Origin of the sequence: Burkholderia ubonensis subsp. mesacidophila (genome assembly GCF_002097715.1) — a bacterium.
In the GTDB taxonomy this organism is placed as follows: Bacteria; Pseudomonadota; Gammaproteobacteria; order Burkholderiales; family Burkholderiaceae; genus Burkholderia; species Burkholderia mesacidophila.
On the sequence record NZ_CP020739.1, the window covers coordinates 611,357 to 629,813 of the forward strand.

The 18,457-nt window shown below is 63.4% G+C and carries 12 protein-coding genes; 4 read left to right on the plus strand and 8 right to left on the minus strand.

What is annotated here, in order from left to right; translation table 11 throughout:
- Positions 1 to 10: 10 nt before the first annotated feature.
- From B7P44_RS38015 to B7P44_RS37000, 5 genes are all read right to left on the minus strand, one after another.
- Entirely contained in the window at positions 11 to 6,490 is a 6,480-nt protein-coding gene (locus B7P44_RS38015; RefSeq protein ID WP_157721148.1) for an ESPR-type extended signal peptide-containing protein, read from the minus strand.
- 570 nt (positions 6,491 to 7,060) lie between these two features.
- The gene (locus B7P44_RS34910) at positions 7,061 to 7,354 is read right to left on the minus strand and encodes an H-NS histone family protein (RefSeq protein ID WP_084910627.1); all 294 of its coding nucleotides are present in this window, start codon (positions 7,352 to 7,354) and stop codon (positions 7,061 to 7,063) included.
- A 30-nt stretch (positions 7,355 to 7,384) separates the two neighbouring features.
- Positions 7,385 to 8,143: an IclR family transcriptional regulator gene (locus B7P44_RS34915; protein ID WP_084910629.1), complete on the minus strand. Its 759-nt coding sequence runs from the start codon at positions 8,141 to 8,143 to the stop codon at positions 7,385 to 7,387.
- A 75-nt stretch (positions 8,144 to 8,218) separates the two neighbouring features.
- A complete protein-coding gene (locus B7P44_RS34920; protein WP_230461536.1) occupies positions 8,219 to 8,584 on the minus strand; it encodes a hypothetical protein in 366 nt (121 codons plus the stop codon).
- 253 nt (positions 8,585 to 8,837) lie between these two features.
- Entirely contained in the window at positions 8,838 to 9,140 is a 303-nt protein-coding gene (locus B7P44_RS37000) for a hypothetical protein (RefSeq protein ID WP_133117993.1), read from the minus strand.
- Between the two features lie 65 nt (positions 9,141 to 9,205).
- On the opposite strand from B7P44_RS37000, the gene B7P44_RS34925 reads away from it, so the two are divergent.
- The gene (locus B7P44_RS34925; protein WP_084910732.1) at positions 9,206 to 9,676 is read left to right on the plus strand and encodes a YbhB/YbcL family Raf kinase inhibitor-like protein; all 471 of its coding nucleotides are present in this window, start codon (positions 9,206 to 9,208) and stop codon (positions 9,674 to 9,676) included.
- A gap of 96 nt (positions 9,677 to 9,772) precedes the next feature.
- Here B7P44_RS34925 and valS read toward each other — a convergent pair whose 3' ends face one another.
- Positions 9,773 to 12,337 (minus strand): valine--tRNA ligase, encoded by a 2,565-nt coding sequence (gene valS / locus B7P44_RS34930; protein ID WP_084910631.1) that lies wholly within the window; start codon positions 12,335 to 12,337, stop codon positions 9,773 to 9,775.
- A 674-nt stretch (positions 12,338 to 13,011) separates the two neighbouring features.
- Here valS and B7P44_RS34935 point away from each other — a divergent pair.
- Complete coding sequence (locus tag B7P44_RS34935; protein WP_084910632.1) at positions 13,012 to 13,491, plus strand: RidA family protein; 480 nt, start codon at positions 13,012 to 13,014, stop codon at positions 13,489 to 13,491.
- Between the two features lie 147 nt (positions 13,492 to 13,638).
- On the opposite strand, the gene B7P44_RS34940 is transcribed toward B7P44_RS34935, so the two are convergent.
- Positions 13,639 to 14,565 (minus strand): ATP adenylyltransferase family protein, encoded by a 927-nt coding sequence (locus tag B7P44_RS34940; RefSeq protein ID WP_084910634.1) that lies wholly within the window; start codon positions 14,563 to 14,565, stop codon positions 13,639 to 13,641.
- Positions 14,566 to 14,853: 288 nt separating this feature from the next.
- Here B7P44_RS34940 and B7P44_RS34945 point away from each other — a divergent pair, with 288 nt between their 5' ends.
- Positions 14,854 to 16,041, plus strand: coding sequence for a TIGR03118 family protein (locus B7P44_RS34945; protein WP_084910637.1), 1,188 nt, complete (start codon positions 14,854 to 14,856; stop codon positions 16,039 to 16,041).
- A 44-nt stretch (positions 16,042 to 16,085) separates the two neighbouring features.
- On the opposite strand, the gene B7P44_RS34950 is transcribed toward B7P44_RS34945, so the two are convergent.
- Positions 16,086 to 17,069 carry an aldo/keto reductase gene (locus B7P44_RS34950; RefSeq protein ID WP_084910734.1) on the minus strand — a complete coding sequence of 328 codons (984 nt, stop codon included), beginning with the start codon at positions 17,067 to 17,069 and terminating at the stop codon, positions 16,086 to 16,088.
- A 122-nt stretch (positions 17,070 to 17,191) separates the two neighbouring features.
- Between B7P44_RS34950 and B7P44_RS34955 the strand changes: the two genes are divergently transcribed.
- Positions 17,192 to 18,181: a LysR family transcriptional regulator gene (locus B7P44_RS34955; protein WP_084910639.1), complete on the plus strand. Its 990-nt coding sequence runs from the start codon at positions 17,192 to 17,194 to the stop codon at positions 18,179 to 18,181.
- Positions 18,182 to 18,457: the final 276 nt, after the last annotated feature.

The window sequence follows — 18,457 nt, forward strand, 5'->3', positions numbered from 1 at the left end:
TGTTACCTTGTTACCACTGGTACGAGACACCTCCGCCGTATGTGCTGCCCTGCCCGCTCATGCCGACGCCGAGCTTCGCCTTCAGGTTGTCGGAGAATCGGACGGACACACCGATTGCCGATGCCGAATAGCCTTGATAGCTGCCTGCCCCGATCCCGACCGCAATCGTCTTGCCGGGATCGACTTCCGGGATCATCGTCAATGCGGTGGCGGCCGCCACGCCCGAATAGGCACGGCGAGCAGCTTGATTGACGCTCGATTGCACGTCCCTGAGCTGATTCATGTTCGCCGCGTCGGTGCCGTCAATCCCCGGTGCGACGTTCGTGAGCCGACGTTCATGGCCCGGCGAACCGAATGACACCGTGTTCGGCTCGGACGCTACCGAGTTCGCGCCGATCGCCACCGCATTCGGCGCCGATGCCGTCGAATGGGCGCCCAGCGCGGTCGCGTTCGTACCGGACGCGATCGCCCCCTGGCCGAATGCCGACGACCCGTCTCCCGGCGCGCTCGCGCCCTGCCCCACCGCCGTGGAACCCCTTCCGGACGCACTCGACGCCTGCCCCAGCGCCGTCGAGTTATCGCCCGATGCATTCGACGCCTGACCGAGCGCGGTTGCGTTGGCTCCCGATGCCGACGCCGCGCCACCCACCGCCGTGCTGTTGGCACCCGACGCGTTCGCCGCCGGCCCCACCGATACACCACCCAAGCTGTTGGCGTGGATTCCGCCGCCGGATATCGCGGTCGACAGCGACGCGAGACTGTCGTTCGTCGTGCTCAACCCGGTTGAAAGCGACGCGATCCCGCTCTGCGACGTGCTCAAACCGGTCGAAAGCGACGAAATGTTGCTGCTCGTCGTGCTCAGCCCGGTCGACAGGGAACTCACGCTGCTCCGCGTCGAACTCAGCCCGGTCGACAAGGAACTCAGGCCGCTTTGCGTCGTCGACAGTGCACTTGCCGTCGAAGTTGACAGCGATGCCAGCGCCTGGGTGACGGCGTTCATCTGCGACCCGTTCACCGCGTCGGTCGACGTCGCGGAAATCCGCCCCGCCGCGACGTTGATGATCTGGCGTTCGGCCCCCGGTGCGCCGACGCTCACCACGCTTGTCGGCAGACCACCCGCGAACGAATACGTCTGACCGGCAATGGGGGCGCTGCCGACCGGACTTGCAATCGCGGTAACGCTGCCCGAGCCCAGCGCGACATCATTTGCATTGCTTGCGATTGCATTGGCGCCCAACGCGATCGCGCCCCCTGCTGCCGCCGTGGAGGTATTGCCGAGGGCCAGCGAGCCCGTTCCCGTCGCAACGTTCGCGTTGCCGAGCGCCACGGCGCCCTGGCCGTTCGCCGAGTTGTTCGCGCCCAATGCGACCGCGCCGGTGCCCGTTGCGACGTTCGGATCGCCGATCGCCACCGCTCCGTCCCCGCTCGCCGTATTTGCAACGCCGATCGACACCGATTGCCCGCCTGTCGCGACCGCGGTTCGGCCGATCGCCACCGCGCCGCCTGTCGACGCGTTCGCGTTATCGCCCATGGCAATGCTGCTCGCGCCCGAGGCTGTGGCCGCCGGGCCGACGGCGATCGCGTTCGTCCCGAGCGCCTGGCTGTCAGGCTGCGTCGAGTTGGTGTGGAAGTACTTCGTTCCGCCGCCGTTGACTGCGGTCGACAGCGAACTCAACCCGGTGGACAGCGAAGAGATGTTGCTGCTTGCGGTGCTCAGGCCCGTCGAGGTCGAGGTCGACAGTGATGCGACTGAGCTGGTCGTTGACGAGAGACCCGTCGACAGCGAATTGATGCCGGTCGACGTGGAAGTCGACAGTGATGCGATCGAGCTGGTTGCTGAGCTGATGCCCGTCGAGGTCGAGGTGGACAGCGACACCACCGCGCTGTTGGTCGACGACAAGCCAGTGGACAGCGAATTGACACCGCTTTGCGCCGTGCTGATGCCGGTCGATGTCGAAGTCGACAGCGATGTGATCGAACTGTTCGCCGAACTGATGCCCGTCGAGGCCGACGTGGACAGCGACGCGACCGAGCTGTTGGTCGACGACAAGCCAGTGGACAGCGAATTGACACCGCTTTGCGCCGTGCTGATTCCGGTCGAGGCCGACGTAGACAGCGATGCAACCGAGCTGTTGGTTGACGACAGACCCGTCGACAACGAACCGATGCCGGTCGACGTCGAGGTCGACAACGACGCGATCGAACTGTTCGCCGAACTGATGCCTGTCGAAGCCGACGTGGACAGCGATGCAACCGCGCTATTGGTTGACGACAGGCCGGTGGACAGCGAATTGACGCCGCTTTGTGCGGTGCTGATGCCGGTCGACGTGGACGTCGACAATGACCCGATCGAACTGTTCGCCGAACTGATGCCTGTCGAAGCCGACGTGGACAGCGAAGCGACCGAGCTGTTGGTCGACGACAAGCCAGTGGACAGCGAGTTGACGCCACTTTGCGCCGTGCTGATGCCTGTCGACGTGGACGTCGACAACGACGAGATTGAGCTGTTCGCCGAGCTGATGCCCGTCGAGGCCGACGTGGACAACGATGCAACCGAACTGTTGGTCGACGAGAGACCGGTGGACAGCGAGTTGACGCCACTTTGCGCCGTGCTGATACCGGTCGACGTGGACGTCGACAACGACGAGATCGAGCTGTTCGCCGAACTGATGCCCGTCGAGGCCGACGTGGACAACGATGCAACCGAACTGTTGGTCGACGAGAGACCGGTGGACAGCGAGTTGACGCCACTTTGCGCCGTGCTGATACCGGTCGACGTGGACGTCGACAACGACGAGATCGAGCTGTTCGCCGAACTGATGCCCGTCGAGGCCGACGTGGACAACGATGCAACCGAACTATTGGTCGACGAGAGACCGGTGGACAGCGAATTGACACCGCTTTGCGCCGTGCTGATGCCGGTCGACGTGGACGTCGACAACGACGAGATCGAGCTGTTCGCCGAGCTGATGCCCGTCGAGGCCGACGTGGACAGCGATGCAACCGAACTGTTGGTCGACGAGAGACCGGTGGACAGCGAGTTGACGCCACTTTGCGCCGTGCTGATGCCGGTCGAGGTGGAAGTCGACAGCGACGCAACCGCGCTATTGGTCGACGACAGACCTGTCGACAGCGACGATATCGAAGTCGTAGCCGAGTCGAGCTTCGACGCAACCGCGTACAGCTGGCTGCCGTTGATCGCTTCGGTACTGGCAGCCGTGACCTGACCGGCTGCGACGTTGGTGATCTGGCGTTCCGCACCCGGCGTGCCGACGCTCACGACCCCCACGGGCGCGCTGCCGGCGAATGCGCCGAATGTAGTCGCGCCGACCACCGCGCTGCTAGTCGGGTTGGCCACGGCCGTTGCCGAGTTCGCGCCGAGCGCGACCGAGTCGTTGGTCGAGGCGGCCGCGCCCTTGCCGATCGCAACGGCGTCGGCGCCCGTCGCGACGCTGTCCGCGCCCGTCGAATTCGCGTGGACGTACTTGATGCCGTTCGCGTTGATGTTGTCGATCGCCGAGCCGACGCTATTGTTTGTCGTCGTCGTGCCGTTCGCGTTGTACGTCGTGTACGACGGCGCGGAGATCGCGCCCGTCGCCGGGTTGTACGCCGCGCCGCCGCCGAGCGCCGCAGCAGTGCTGCTGCCGAGGTTGTTGGTCGTGGTCGTGATCGTCGACAGGCCCGTCGACAGCGAGCTGATGCCGGTCGACGTAGAAGTCGACAACGAGGCGATCGAGCTATTGGCCGAACTGATACCGGTCGAGGCCGAGGTGGACAACGACGCTACTGAACTGTTGGTCGACGACAGGCCGGTCGACAGCGAGTTGACACCGCTTTGTGCCGTGCTGATGCCGGTCGACGTGGACGACGACAACGATGTGATCGAGCTGTTCGCCGAGCTGATGCCCGTCGAGGCCGAGGTGGACAGCGATGCAACCGAGCTGTTGGTCGATGACAGACCGGTGGACAGCGAATTGACGCCGCTTTGTGCCGTACTGATGCCGGTCGATGTGGAAGTCGACAGCGAAGCAGCCGTGCTATTGGTCGACGACAAGCCGGTCGACAGCGAATTGACACCACTTTGTGCCGTACTGATGCCGGTTGACGTGGAAGACGACAACGAGGCGATCGAGCTGTTCGCCGAGCTGATGCCCGTCGAGGCCGAGGTGGACAGCGATGCGACCGAGCTGTTGGTCGATGACAGACCGGTCGACAGCGAATTGACACCGCTTTGTGCCGTGCTGATTCCGGTCGAGGTGGAAGTCGACAGCGAAGCAACCGTGCTATTGGTCGACGACAAGCCGGTCGACAGCGAATTGACACCACTTTGTGCCGTGCTGATGCCGGTCGACGTGGAAGTCGACAACGACGCGATCGAGCCATTCGCCGAACTGATGCCTGTCGAAGCCGAGGTGGACAACGACGTAACTGAACTGTTGGTCGACGACAAGCCAGTGGACAGCGAATTGACACCGCTTTGCACAGTACTGATGCCCGTCGACGTGGATGATGACAGCGATGTGATCGAGCTGTTTGTAGAGCTGATGCCCGTCGACGTCGAAGTCGACAGCGAAGCAACCGAACTATTGGTCGACGACAGGCCGGTGGACAGCGAATTGACACCGCTTTGCGCCGTACTGATGCCGGTCGACGTGGAAGATGACAGCGACGTGATCGAGCTGTTGGCCGAACTGATGCCTGTCGAAGCCGACGTGGACAACGAAGCGACCGAGCTATTGGTCGACGACAGGCCGGTGGACAGCGAGTTGACACCGCTTTGTGCCGTACTGATGCCCGTCGACGTCGAAGTCGACAGTGACGCAATCGAGCTGTTCGCCGAACTGATGCCCGTCGAAGCCGACGTGGACAGCGATGCAACGGAACTATTGGTCGACGACAAACCGGTCGACGTAGAAGTCGAAAGCGTATTGATCGCCTGAACGGTTGCAAAAAGCTGCGAGCCGTTCACTGCGTCGGTGCTCGACGCCGTCAGGCTTCCGGCCGCAACGTTCGTGATCTGCCGCTCGGCTCCCGCGGCGCCGACGCTCACGACGCTGGCCGGCGCAGTGCCGGCGAACGTATAGGACGCTCCACCGATCGTTGCGCCCGGCGTCGCATTGGGCGCCGCGGTCACGGAGCTCGAACCCAGCGACACGTCATTCGCGTTATACGCCACTGCGCCGGCGCCGAGCGCCACACCGCCGTTGGCCACCGCGGTCGACGCATTGCCAAGCGCAATCGCGCCCGTGCCGGTTGCCATGTTCGAATTGCCGAGCGCGACCGCGCCCTGCCCGTTCGCCACGTTGTTGGCGCCGATCGCAACCGCCCCGGTCCCGGTTGCCGTGTTGGGATCGCCGATCGCAACCGCACCGTTGCCGCTCGCCGTCTGCTGGCTGCCGATCGCGACCGCGCCCGTGCCGCTACTGGCGCTCGACTGGTAGCCGATCGCGGTCGCCCCCGTACCGGCGGACGCAGCAACCACGTTCGAATCGCCGATCGCGACCGAAGACGACGCGCCGGCGGATGCACCCGATCCCAGCGCGACCGCCTTGGCGGCCGAGCTCGCCGCGCCGCCGATCGCGATCGAGCCGGTGCCGTTCGCGACCGCCGCATTGCCGACCGACACGGTGTTCTGGCCGCTCGCCGTCGCGGCATGCCCGAACGCCACGGCCGATTGCTCGGACGTTCCGGATGTGATGCCCGAATTGGCCGCCGATTGCGCGCCGATTGCAATGTCGCCCTGCCCGCTGGCTTTCGCAAGCGCGCCCACTGCGAAGGTGTCCATCGCCGACGCGACCGCGCCGATCCCGAACGCGACCGCACCTTGACCCGACGCGGTCGCATACACGCCAACCGCGACCGCCCCGGCTCCACTCGCATTCGCGCCCCAGCCGAATGCCTGCGACGCCCAGCCGTTCGCATGCGCGTCGCAGCCCATCGCTGTCGTTTGCAGTCCGTATGCAGTCGTGCCTGCGATTCCGTTGGCGCTCTGCTGGACATTGCCGGTCACGCTGTTGTTCGCGGTGTAGCCTTGCATTCCGGTCGTTTGTCCGGCGCCTGCGTTCGTCGGCGTGTCGTAGCTCGTTGCGGAGTTCTGAACGCCGAAGCCGTAGATGCCGCCGGTGAAATTCGCCCCCGTACCGTAAACGCCGGCTACGGTGAATGGCCCTGACGTCAATCTGTTGCAATCCCCGTCGCCCACCATCGCGATCGAGTTTGCCGACGCCGTCGCGCCAAGCCCTCCGGCACTTCCCCCCGCATGCGCGGTACCGGCACTGTTAGTCGAGACGCCGTTATCCGACACCGTAATCGCCGCGTAGGCACTGGACGACAGCACCAACGTCGCAAGCAGCGACACCGTGCTCCCGACGGCCGCCACCAGGCCGGTTCCCCGCGACGCGCTGCCAGGCGAATTTCCGGATGACCGTTCGGAAACGACCACAATCTGGCCCCTCGACCTGTTCCAGACTTTTCTATATATCTTGTTCATAATCAGTCACCCATCAAAGCAACGATACGCAGTCCAAATTAAACGGCAAACGACATTTCTTCCGATTTATATATTTTGGTGGAACCAGATTCCCTGAACATCAACAACGGACCCGGCGCACGCCATCCGCAGGTTTCCTCGAACGAAGAACGCCGCGAATCGGATGCCAAATGAGTCAGATCAATCTCATCGTATTTTTCTGGATAGAGACTGATCGAGAATCGCCATGACAAGAAAAATCAGCGATCGACCGCCACACATCGCCAACCGGTTCACACAGCTTATATTCGATTCCAAAAAAGTGACACGACTCGACACCACAGCATTGTTAATTTTATATAAATCGATATCGCCAGATAAAACACGGCACATATTTTTTATTCAATAAAACAAGCCCAGAAATTCATATGACCATCTGTATTGGCAAATAAAACATCTCGCCCTGCGAAACCGAATGATTGAAATGCGGACGTCTTTCCTGAAGTGTTTTCGCAGGATCGTGTCGGCCGCCCAATTGCCGGCATCCACGTCGAGGTTTCCGGCCTCACCCGGCACGCGTGCGCGCGTCCGCTACTGCTCGTCGTCCTGGCTCGGAATCAGAAATTGACGCAGATCCTGGCCAACCAGCCACTTGGGCACACGCCCCCGTCCCGACCACGTCGCGCCCGTGTGCGGATTCCAGTATTTCGGTGAAACTTTCCGCCCGCGCGGCGGCGACTTCGCCATTTCACGAACGTCCACACCGCTTTCGGCCAACAGTTCAAGCACTCGCCGGGCGATGCGTTGAGCCTCGTGCTCCCTCGCAATTTCGATCTCTTTCTTCAGTAGATCGAATTGCATCATGAGTTCGCTATACGTCTTCATCACGTCCCCTGCTCATCGAATCGAAGCCCATTACGTCACGGCGCGCGTCGAGACCCGGCCGAGTTCGACGGAGATCGCGTTGCTGCAGGCCTGCAGCCGCGCGAGATAGTCGTGAACGTCGGCGCGGCTGATCCGTACCTCCGGCCCCGTCACGCTGAGGGACGCGATCGCCGTGCCCGCCCGGTCGCAAACCGGCACCGCAATCGCGACGACACCCGCCGTCACTTCGCCGACGCTCACCGCGTAGCCTTTGCGCGCGACCGCGTCGAGTTCCTCGGCAAGCTTGAACGGATCGCCCTGCCCCGTTCTTCGCACTTTCGCGAAATAGGTGTCGCGCACCTCGCCGGGCGCGAACGCGAGCAGCACCTTGCCCGACGCGCCGAGGCTGACCGGCCGCCGATTGCCGACGGCGCCGATCGTCCGGATCTCGCGGGACGTCTCGCAGCGCATGATGCAGACCGTTTCGAGCCCGTCTCGCACGCGCAGCACGACGGTCTCGTTGATCGCCTGGCTGAGCGCAAGCATGTGGCACTGTGCGGCGTGCACGAGCGCGGTCTGCCGCAACGCGGCGGCACCGATCACAAACGCCTGCGTTCCAAGCGCATAAGTCGACGTGCGCTCGTCCTGCACGACGAAGCGATGGATCTCGAGCGTGCAAAGCATGCGGTACGCGCGCGATTTGTTGATGCCGAGCTTCAACGCAAGCCGGGTCACGCCGAGATGTGGATGCTCGGCCACGCAGTTCAAAAGCTTCAGCGCGCTGTCAACCGCTTCGACGATGTAGTTCATTACAGGCCCCCCCACCCTGGGCAACGCAGATAATCTCGAATGCGTGGCTGGCTGCCTCGCACCGCACTCATGCGCTCAGCACGAGCCCCTCAAGTCCGCGCCGTGTTTAATGCCGATATGGCGCAGACTTTCCAGCTGATCGCTTGTCCATTTTGAATTCCCAACCGGACAGAGCGGCGACATCGACGATATTTCCACCAAGTCGTAATAGCTCAACGCGACAGACGATCCATAAATATTCTTCGCCTGCACATCCCCGGGTGTGATTTCATTGGATGCGCAGCGCTCGATGATCGTGTTGCCACGCAGCACGCACCGCTGCGCCCAGACGACGGAGGGAAGATATTGATCGATCGGAAGCGGGCAATTTGCAAGCAGCCACAGACATAACCGTGGCGTCCGCCAACGTTCCGGCAGCCAACGCAGAATGCTCACCATCATCCCCGATCCCCGAATCGATGCCGACAATACCGTTATCCCCTGACGTCCTGCGAATATGTTATTTCGGCGCGAGACATATACTTCCATCACACAAATTCGCAGCCTTGTTTTATTAGGCGACACACGGACGGTATCACTTATCATCACACAATTAATCGCCGGCACATCATTATTGCGGGACGCAGTCTAACTCGACTCCTTATTTGTTTACCAATGAAAATGACACGAATTTGTTAAATTTGGACAAGCTGTTTTACCTGTCGAAAATCTCTTCGTTTTGTTTTTCCTGTTGAAACACAAACATGGATTTCCGTCGGTCATGTATCGGCAGGCAAAACATTTCACCGGGAGGACCGGTCAACCCGCTTCCCGCCTTGCAATTCGTCCGACGAGACGATTGCGTTCGACCCTTCGCGCGCCGCGTGTTGAATTTGGCCTCGGCCTGCACTAGCTTTTTTAAATGCCCGAACGATGCTGCGATGCCTCGCCAGCCGCGAATCGACGATCGTCGCGGCGCAATCCGATGGAGCACCTGCGATGCGCTGCCGCGCAGCATCCCTTCTGATCCCGCTGATCTGCGCCGCCGGATTGGCGGCGCAGAGCATCGCCGAGGAGCACGCCATGACCTTGACCCTGACTTCGCCGGCCTTTCGCGAAGGGGGCGAGATTCCCCGCCGCCATACCTGCATGGGCGCGGACGTGTCGCCGCCGCTCGCGTGGTCCGGGGTGCCCGCCAACGCAAAGAGCCTCGCGCTGATCGTCGACGACCCTGACGCGCCGGACCCGGCCGCGCCACAGATGACATGGGTCCACTGGGTGCTGTACAACATCCCGCCCACGGCACCCGGGCTGCAGGAGGCGCTCGCCGGAAGCGCGCTGCCACCGGGCACGCTCGAAGGCACCAACGACTTCCGGCGTGTCGCGTATGGCGGCCCCTGCCCGCCTGTCGGCCGCCACCGCTATTTCCACAAGCTGTACGCGCTCGATACGGTGCTGCCCGATCTCCACAAGCCGACCAAGGCCGCGCTGGAGAAGGCGATGCAGGGGCATGTGGTTGCGCACGCGGAACTGCTCGGCACGTTTCGGAAGTAAAGGAACATGACAGGCCGACGAACCCGGCCGCGATGAAAATAGTCGCGCGCCCGGGTCGCGCCGGCCTCGCCTTGCGCCCCGAGCGCGCGCGCAGCTTCACGCAAGCGTCACGTCGACGCGAAACCGCTCCGACTCGACCATGTCGAACTCGCCGATATGCCCGGCGTCGCGCAGATCGCCTTGCGCCTGCCGCAGCAGCGCGAGGCGCCCCGCCGCGTCGCCGACCGTCACGATCGAAGCGGTGGCCTTCATCGACACCTTCGCCTCCGACTTTGCGCGGCGAATCTCACGCAGCACATCGGAAACGACGACACTCATCGCGCTGTCCGTATCCGCTCCTGCGAGCATTCGCAGCGATGCGGCGTCGGGCCACGCCGAGCGATGGATCGACTCCGTTTGCCACCATGACCAGCACTCTTCCGCCGCGAACGGCAGAAATGGCGCGAACAAGCGCTGCAACACGGACAGGGAAGCGGCCAGCGCGCGGTGCGCGGAGACGGCGCGCGCATCGACACCCCGCGCGCGGCCTTTCACCAATTCCACATAGTCGTCGCAATACCACCAGAAAAACGCCTCGATATGCTCGATCGCCTTGCTGTAGTCGAGCGCCTCGAATGCCGTGGTCGCCAGCGTCACGACTTCCGCGAGACGCGCGACCATCGCGCGATCGAGCGCCTCGCAGAGCGGCGCATCGGGCGCCTCCGCAAAGCCGAGCGCAAGCTTCGAGACGTTCAGCAGTTTCAGCGCGAGACGACGGCCGTTGCGCATCTGCGTTTCGTCGAAGGCCGTGTCCATGCCCGGGCGTCCCAGCGCCGCCCAATAGCGCACGCCGTCCGAGCCGTGCGTGTCCAGCAATGCGGCGGGCGTCACGACGTTGCCTTTCGATTTGGACATCTTCTTGCGGTCCGGATCGAGAATCCAGCCGGACAGCATCGTGTGCGTCCACGGCAAACACGCGCTCTCCAGATGCGAACGCGCGACCGTCGAGAACAGCCACGTGCGGATGATGTCGTGCCCCTGAGGACGCAGGTCCATCGGGAACACGCGCCCGCAGCATTCGTCCGGCTCACCCCATGCGGCGGCGATTTGCGGCGTCAGCGAACTGGTCGCCCAGGTATCCATGATGTCGCTTTCGCCGATGAAGCCGCCGGGCTTGCCGCGTTGCGCCTCGCAATAGCCGGGCGGAACGTCGATTTGCGGATCGACGGGCAGCGTCGCATCGCCGGGCTGGATCGGCGCGCGGTAATCGGGCTGCCCAACCGCGTCGAGCGGATACCACAGAGGAAGCGGCACACCGAAAATCCGCTGACGGCTGATCAGCCAGTCGCCGTTCAGGCCGCCCACCCAGTTCGCATACCGGCTGCCCATGAACGGCGGATGCCAATGGAGCTCGGCGCCGCGCGTCAGCAATTCGTCGCGCAGCGATGGATCGCGCCCGCCGTTACGCAAATACCACTGGCGCGTCGCGACGATTTCCAGCGGCCGCTCGCCCTTTTCGAAGAACTTGACGGCGTGACGGATCGGTCGTGGTGCGCCCATCAACGCGCCCGCAGATGCGAGTTGAGCCACGACCTCGCGGCGCGCATCGGATAGCGGCCTTCCTGCAATGCGCGCATAAGCGGTTCTGCTTTCATCCGACAGGAGCCATTCGGGCATCTCGTCGCGCAAGCGGCCGTCCTTGCCGACGATCGCGCGCGTCGGCAGTTCGAGTTCGCGCCACCAGATCACGTCGGTCAGATCGCCGAACGTGCAGATCATCGCGATGCCCGTCCCCTTGCCGGGATCGGCAAGCGCATGCGTCATCACAGGAATGTCGACGTCGTACAGCGGGCAACGCACGCGCGTGCCTGCGAGTGCGCGAAAGCGCGCATCGTCGGGATGGACGACGAGCGCCACGCAGGCGGCAAGCAGCTCCGGCCTCGTCGTGGACACGACGACGTCGTTTCCCGCCGCATCCAGGAAGCGGAGATCGTGCCATGCGCCGTCGATCTCGCGGTCTTCGAGTTCGGCCTGGGCGACCGCGGTCTGGAACGTGATGTCCCACAGGCAAGGCGCTTCCTGCTGGTAGAGTTCGCCGCGCTGCAGGTTGCGGAGCAACGCCCGTTGGCTGATGCGCTGCGCGCGTGCGCCGATGGTCGCGTAGTTGAGGTCCCAGTCGACCGAGATACCGAGCCGCACGAACAACGCGCGAAACGCGGTTTCGTCGATGGCGGTCAACCGATGGCACAACTCGATGAAATTGCGGCGGCTGATCCGCTTGAACGATGCGCGCTGCGTCGGCACCACGTCCGGCGCGCGAAAGTCGGGATCGTATGGCGCGTGGGGATCGCAGACGACGCCATGGAAATTCTCGACGCGACGCTCGGTCGGCAGGCCGTTGTCGTCCCAGCCCATCGGATAGAAGACCGTCTTTCCGGTCATGCGCTGATAGCGGGCGATGATGTCCGTGTGCGTGTAGCTGAACACGTGGCCGACATGCAGCGAGCCGGAGACGGTCGGCGGCGGCGTGTCGATCGAGTACACCGCATCGCGTGCGGCGGCGCGGTCAAAAGCGTAGATACGCTGCGTTTCCCATCGTGTGCTCCACTTCGCTTCGATTCCTTCGAGACCCGGTTTTTCCGGGGTGGTGCGGTTGATGGGTTGTGTCGTTTGTTGAGACATGGTGGCGCTTCCCTGTCGTCGGCATGACGTGAAAACCGGATGGCGCGGAATGGGCGCGAGCGCGGTCCGTCCGCGGGCCATGCGGATGCTTGATAAGAATCGCCGCGTTCAACGGCGATGGTGGCGGCTGGATGAGGTGTCGCGGCGGCTGCCCGACGGGCGCGCGAGACGAAGCCGGTCTCCTCGCAGGTCGTCCGGGTCTGGCGGCGTGGGGACGCGCCATCCGAGCGGACGGACTACATCAAGGCCGGGAATGCGTTCGGGGGAAGCGTGACGAGGGTGCGCGCAATGGCGCAAGCGCTTGAGGCGGGATACAGCGATTGAACGGATTGCCGTCGCGGCGATCAGCGCGGCATTACGTTTAACGGTGACATAGCATCCTCCACAGGTAAGGGGAATGGAATTCCAGGCTCGTAGCCCGAACGGCAATTTATAGACGAATATCGGAGCGGTCGCAATACCTGCCTGGAGGTTCGAGCGAGAGCCGGCACGTCGGATCGCAAACTGCCGGTCGTGCAATGGAAACACGCATGGCTCGCCTGGCGCCGATGGCGTATTTTGAGTGTGGATGCGACCCTGCTGGCGGGTCACTTTCCGTTGATCCGACGAGTATCGGCGACACCGTGGTTACGGTATCGACACATCGTGCAACTTGATGATTCAAGGAGAGTGTGATGCGAACTCATCTCATTGCCTGCGGCCTGGTGATTTCCGGCTTGATACCCGGCGGCGTGGCGAAGGCTCAGCAACCGGCAGCCGACACCCGCACGTCAATCGAATACATCCGTCCGGGCGGACAGTTCGTCAACCCCGTGCCGTACTCGCCGGCCGTCAAAGCTGGCCATCTTTTGTTCGTCGCAGGCACCCCAGCCCTGGACAAGGATGGGAAGGTCGCCGTCAACGACTTCACCGCCCAGATGAATCAGGTCATGGAAAACATCGGTGGCGTGCTGAAGGCTGCGGGCGTGGGCTGGGATCGTGTCGTCAAGGTGACCGTATTGCTCGTGCGGCGTCAGGATTTCAAGGAGATGAACCGCATCTATGCAACGCATTTCGCGCCGGGGAAATATCCGGCCCGCACCACTGCGATCGTGAGTTCGTTGCCGAATCCGGACTTCCTGCTGGAAATCGATTGCGAAGCAGTCGTTGAATAGCCTGGAAGTCGACGTCGTTGCGGCGTGCGCCAGCACGCCCAACCGCGCGACCGTCCGGTTCTCGGACGCAAGCGGCCGTCGGCCGTCCGCTCATGGCAGCGAATCCATCTGCCTACGGCTTTGGCATCGTGTGACGGACGCGATCCGTCATGCCGCAGCACGCGCCCCCGCGACACGCCGCAGCACCGCCATAGGACCGAGCGTTCTGATCACCTGCATCTGCGCGGCGTCGCGCACGAAGAGCGATCCGGCAAAACCCAATGCGTTGATCGAAATGCCGTCGACGCACTCCACGGATCTTGGAACGAGCAGCATGCCTTGCGGCATGACGAGCAGGTTATAGGCCGAGGATTGACGCGCTTCGCCGGCGACATCGATCGCATGCAGCCCCGTGGCATCCAGCAGATCGCGATAAATACCGAACGCGCACTGCGCGCAGTCGATCGGCGGCGTGCCCGGTGACAACGCCAGCCTTGCGAACGCGTGAGGAAATGCGAGACCCGCGACGGCGCAGACCGAACCGTCGTCGCGCGCGGAAGCCAGCAGCGGCGCGATCGGCGGCACGGGTTCGCCTTGCGCAAACGGCAGCGGAACGATCTGCAGATGTTTGTGCGGCTGGCTCGCACCGGCTACCGCCCCGCCGTTGTAGAAACCGAGGCCCTGAAATCCGGCCATGCAGGTGAACAACGCGGTGAAGTCCGCGACGTTCAACAGCGCTTCCTGCGATTCGAAACGACGCGTGACGACCAACAGATGACGATCGATCACGTTGAACTTGTTGAGCAACGCGAGATGGGTGTCCGTAATGTCGGCAACGAAGAGATCCGGATCGCACGGCAGAAACGGATCGATCGACGCGCGTTTCGCGGGCTGCCCGGCTTCCCGCTTCCACCCCTCTTCGTCCTTGCGCGCAAGGCTCGATACCTGGCGCACGAGAAAGCGTACGCCGCCGTCTTCGATCGTAGTCTGGGTGGTTTCGACCGGGCGCAGCGCGCCACAGGCCAATGCGTGTTCAATCCGGCGCAGGACGGCGGGCCAGAGCATGCCGGGCTGTGGACGCACGGAGTCGCACATGGGAAAGCCTCGCCACTTGATCGGCCTGGAAAATGTTCACGGTGCTCACCGCCACATACTAGTCCCTTCGGCAAGCATTCGTCGTACTCCCGCTTCATCGAGCTTCACCGCTACTTCGGTCGGTCGAGTCCGTCATGCAACCGTGCGGTCAATCCATCGAGTCATTCGAGCCGGCCGCAGCTGGAATTTTTGAGGACTGCGGGAATATTCGATGTGACGCGAACGTTTAGCTTCCTCGGGCGCTCACGCATGGAGCGATTTCTCACCAGTCAGACTGAGGAGGACACCATGTCCCAGGTCTCGTGGGGTCTCAAGGCGGCGGCCGTCATTGCCCTCGCCGCCGGATTCACCATTGCGCATGCCGCTGACGATGATGCTTACGTCGTCACGCCACTCGTATCCAATCTGGCAGGCGCGGCCCCGAAGGTCGACCCCGTGCTGCAGAACGCGTGGGGGGTTGCCTTCAGTCCGGCAGGAAGTCCATTCTGGGTCAACGACAATGCCACCGGCTGCGCCACGCTGTACGACGGCCAGGGAACCAAGGTGCCGCTGCAGGTTTCCATCCCGCTGCCAGGCAATGTGATACCGGCCAGCGCCTGTCATCCCGTCTCTTCCATCAATCCACCGAATCCCGCGCCCGCGGCGCCGACCGGCATCGTGTGGAATCCGTCGTCGGCATTTCTCGTGCCCGGTACCAAGATTCAGGCTGCATTCATCTTCGCGACCGAGGACGGCACGCTATCCGCTTGGGCCGGTGGCTTGAATCCGGCGGACCACGCCGTGCTCGCAGCCGATAACTCGTCCACGCCCTCCGCGGCCAGCGGGGCCGTCTACAAGGGTCTCGCCTTTGGCGTGAACGCGAAGGGCCCTCTCCTGTTCGCAACGAACTTCCGCGCGGGGCGGATCGATGTATTCGGGCCTAACGGTGCAAGCGGCATGTTCACGCCCGCGACGACAGACGGCGGCTTCATCGACCGGCGCATCCCGGCCGGCTACGCACCGTTTGGTATCGCGAACATCGACGGCGATCTTTTCGTCACCTATGCGCAACAAGACGATCAGAAACATGACGACGTGGCAGGCAACGGTCACGGATTCGTCGACGTATTCGATACGGACGGCCACCTGCTGCGCCGCTTCGCCAGCCAGGGCACGCTCGACTCGCCATGGGGAATCACGCGCGCATCGTTTGCATTCGGCCGCTTCAGCGGCAAGATCCTGATCGGCAACTTCGGCGATGGCCGGATCGGTGTCTTCGACGATAACGGCAGGTTTGTCGAGCAGTTGGAGAACGCGTCCGGCAATCCGCTGGCGATTGACGGCCTGTGGACGCTGACGCTCGGTGGCGGCCGCAACTCGAGCCCGGACACGGTGTACTTCACCGCAGGTCCCAACAAGGAGACCAACGGCCTGTTCGGCACCATCGCTCCGTTGAATGGCGCCAAGGGACGAAGGTCCGATCAGAACGGGCAATAACCGGCAGTCGCGCGTGGCCAGCGGCGTGTTCCGCTGGCCCGCCCTCAACGATCCACGCGCTGCTGCAGGTGGGCCGGATAACGTTCCCCCACGATCCTGATCTGCGTCAGCGCGGCCTCGATCGCCGCGAGATCATCGGCCGTCAGCTCGAGCGCGGCCGCGCCCACGTTTTCATCGAGCCGATGCAGCTTCGTCGTGCCCGGGATCGGCACGATCCACGGCTTGCGGGCAAGCAGCCACGCCAGCGCCACCTGCGCGCGCGTCGCGCCCTTGCTGTCGGCGATCCGTCCGAGCAATTCGACGAGGCCCGCATTGGCCTTCCGGTTCTCCTCCGAGAAGCGCGGCACGACGTTGCGGAAATCGCTCTTGTCGAACGTCGTGCGCACGTCGATCGCGCCCGTCAGGAAGCCCTTGCCGAGCGGGCTGAACGGCACAAAGCCGATGCCGAGCTCGTCGAGCACGGGCAGGATCGTCTCCTCCGGCTCTCGCCACCACAGCGAGTATTCGCTCTGCAACGCGGCCACCGGCTGGACCGCATGCGCACGACGGATCGATCGCTCGCCGGCCTCGGACAGGCCGAAGTGCAGCACCTTGCCCTCGCGGATCAGTTCCTTGACCGTGCCGGCCACGTCTTCGATCGGCACGTCCGGATCGACGCGATGCTGATAGAACAGATCGATGCGATCGGTCTTCAGCCGCTTGAGCGCGGCTTCCGCGACCGCGCGAATGCGCTCGGGCCGGCTGTCGAGCGGCTGCGTCGCGTCGCCGTCCCGGAAGCCGAACTTGGTGGCGATCACGACCTGATCCCGGAACGGCATCACGGCCTCGCCGACCAGCGCTTCGTTGACGAACGGCCCATAGGCCTCGGCCGTATCGAAGAACGTGACGCCGCGCTCGAACGCAGCGCGAATCAGCGCGATGCCGCTCGCGTTGTCGGTCGCGGGGCCGTATCCGTAGCTCAATCCCATGCAGCCGAAGCCGATCTCCGACACTTCGGGTCCGCTCTTGCCGAGTTTGCGTGTTTGCATGGCACTCTCCTTTCGCTCGTTCATCGCCGGCGGGGCCGACATCGATGGAAAGGAGTTTAGGTTGCTGTCATCGGCTCAACAATCGGCGTACGATTGCATGCGGTATTGAGGAAAATTCACCAATGTCGCGTGCAGGCCTGACCGAACTGACGACCTTCATCACGATCGCGGAGCAGCGCAGCTTCAGCGGCGCGGCGCGCATCATGGGCGTATCGCCGTCCGCGCTCAGTCACGCGATGCGCAATCTCGAGGCGCGGCTCGGCGTGCGACTGTTCAACCGCACGACGCGCTCGGTGGCGCTGACCGAGGCCGGCGAGCAACTGTTGCGCCGCGTCCGGCCGGCAGTCGCCGACCTGGAGGACGCGGTCAACGAGGTCACGTCGAGCCGCAACCGTCCTTCGGGGACGATACGGATCAGCGCATCCGAGAGTGCGGCAAAGCCGCTGGTGCGCCACGTGCTGCCCGCGTTTCTCGCGCAGTATCCGGACATTCACGTCGAATTCGTCACGGATTCGCGGCTCGTCGACATCGTCGCGGAGGGGTTCGATGCCGGCATTCGCGTGCTCGACGACGTTCCGCGCGACATGATCGCCGTCCGCTTCGGGCCCGACATGCGGTTCGTCGCGGTCGCTTCCCCGGCCTATCTGGAACGGCATGACGCGCCGCAAACGCCGCACGATCTCGCGAAGCACCGGTGCATCCGCTTTCGCTTCGACAGCGGCACCCTGTTTCGCTGGGAACTGACACGCAGGGGCAAGAGCGTGAGCCTCGACGTCGCGGGCCCGCTGACGCTCGGCAATCTGAACCTGATGGTCGACGCGGCATTGGCCGGCATCGGCATCGCGTGGGTGCCGGACACGCATGCCGCCGAGCATGTCGCCGCGAAACGGCTGATTCCGTTGCTGCAGGCGTGGAGTCCGACGTATCCGGGGCTGTGCCTCTATTACCCCGCGAACCGGCATCCGCCGACAGCGCTCAGGCTCTTTGCCACGGCCGTGCGGGAATGGGCCGAGCGGGATGCGGGCCGGTCGGTCGCGGCGAGTGACCCCCAAGACGGCGAGCGGCCGGTTGCGCGGTCAAGGCGTTCGACGAAGAAGGCGGTGCAGCGCTGATCGTCCGGCGCATGGGCATCTGCAGGCCGTCTGTAGTTCTTTAAGGCGGACCGCGTTTGCGATCAGGCAATCGTGGGGAAAATCAGATAGGCTAGCGTGCAAATTGAGACAATGCCTACCGTGGACTAGGAACGCGATGAACGAAGATGATCGAACAGTGACGAGCGACGCCATTCACCAATGAAAATCGATCTATGCGCTTCATTTTATTTACCAGCCCGCCCACTGGATCTTTGCTTCCAATTAAAATAATTTTGCACTAACATTTAAAACAAA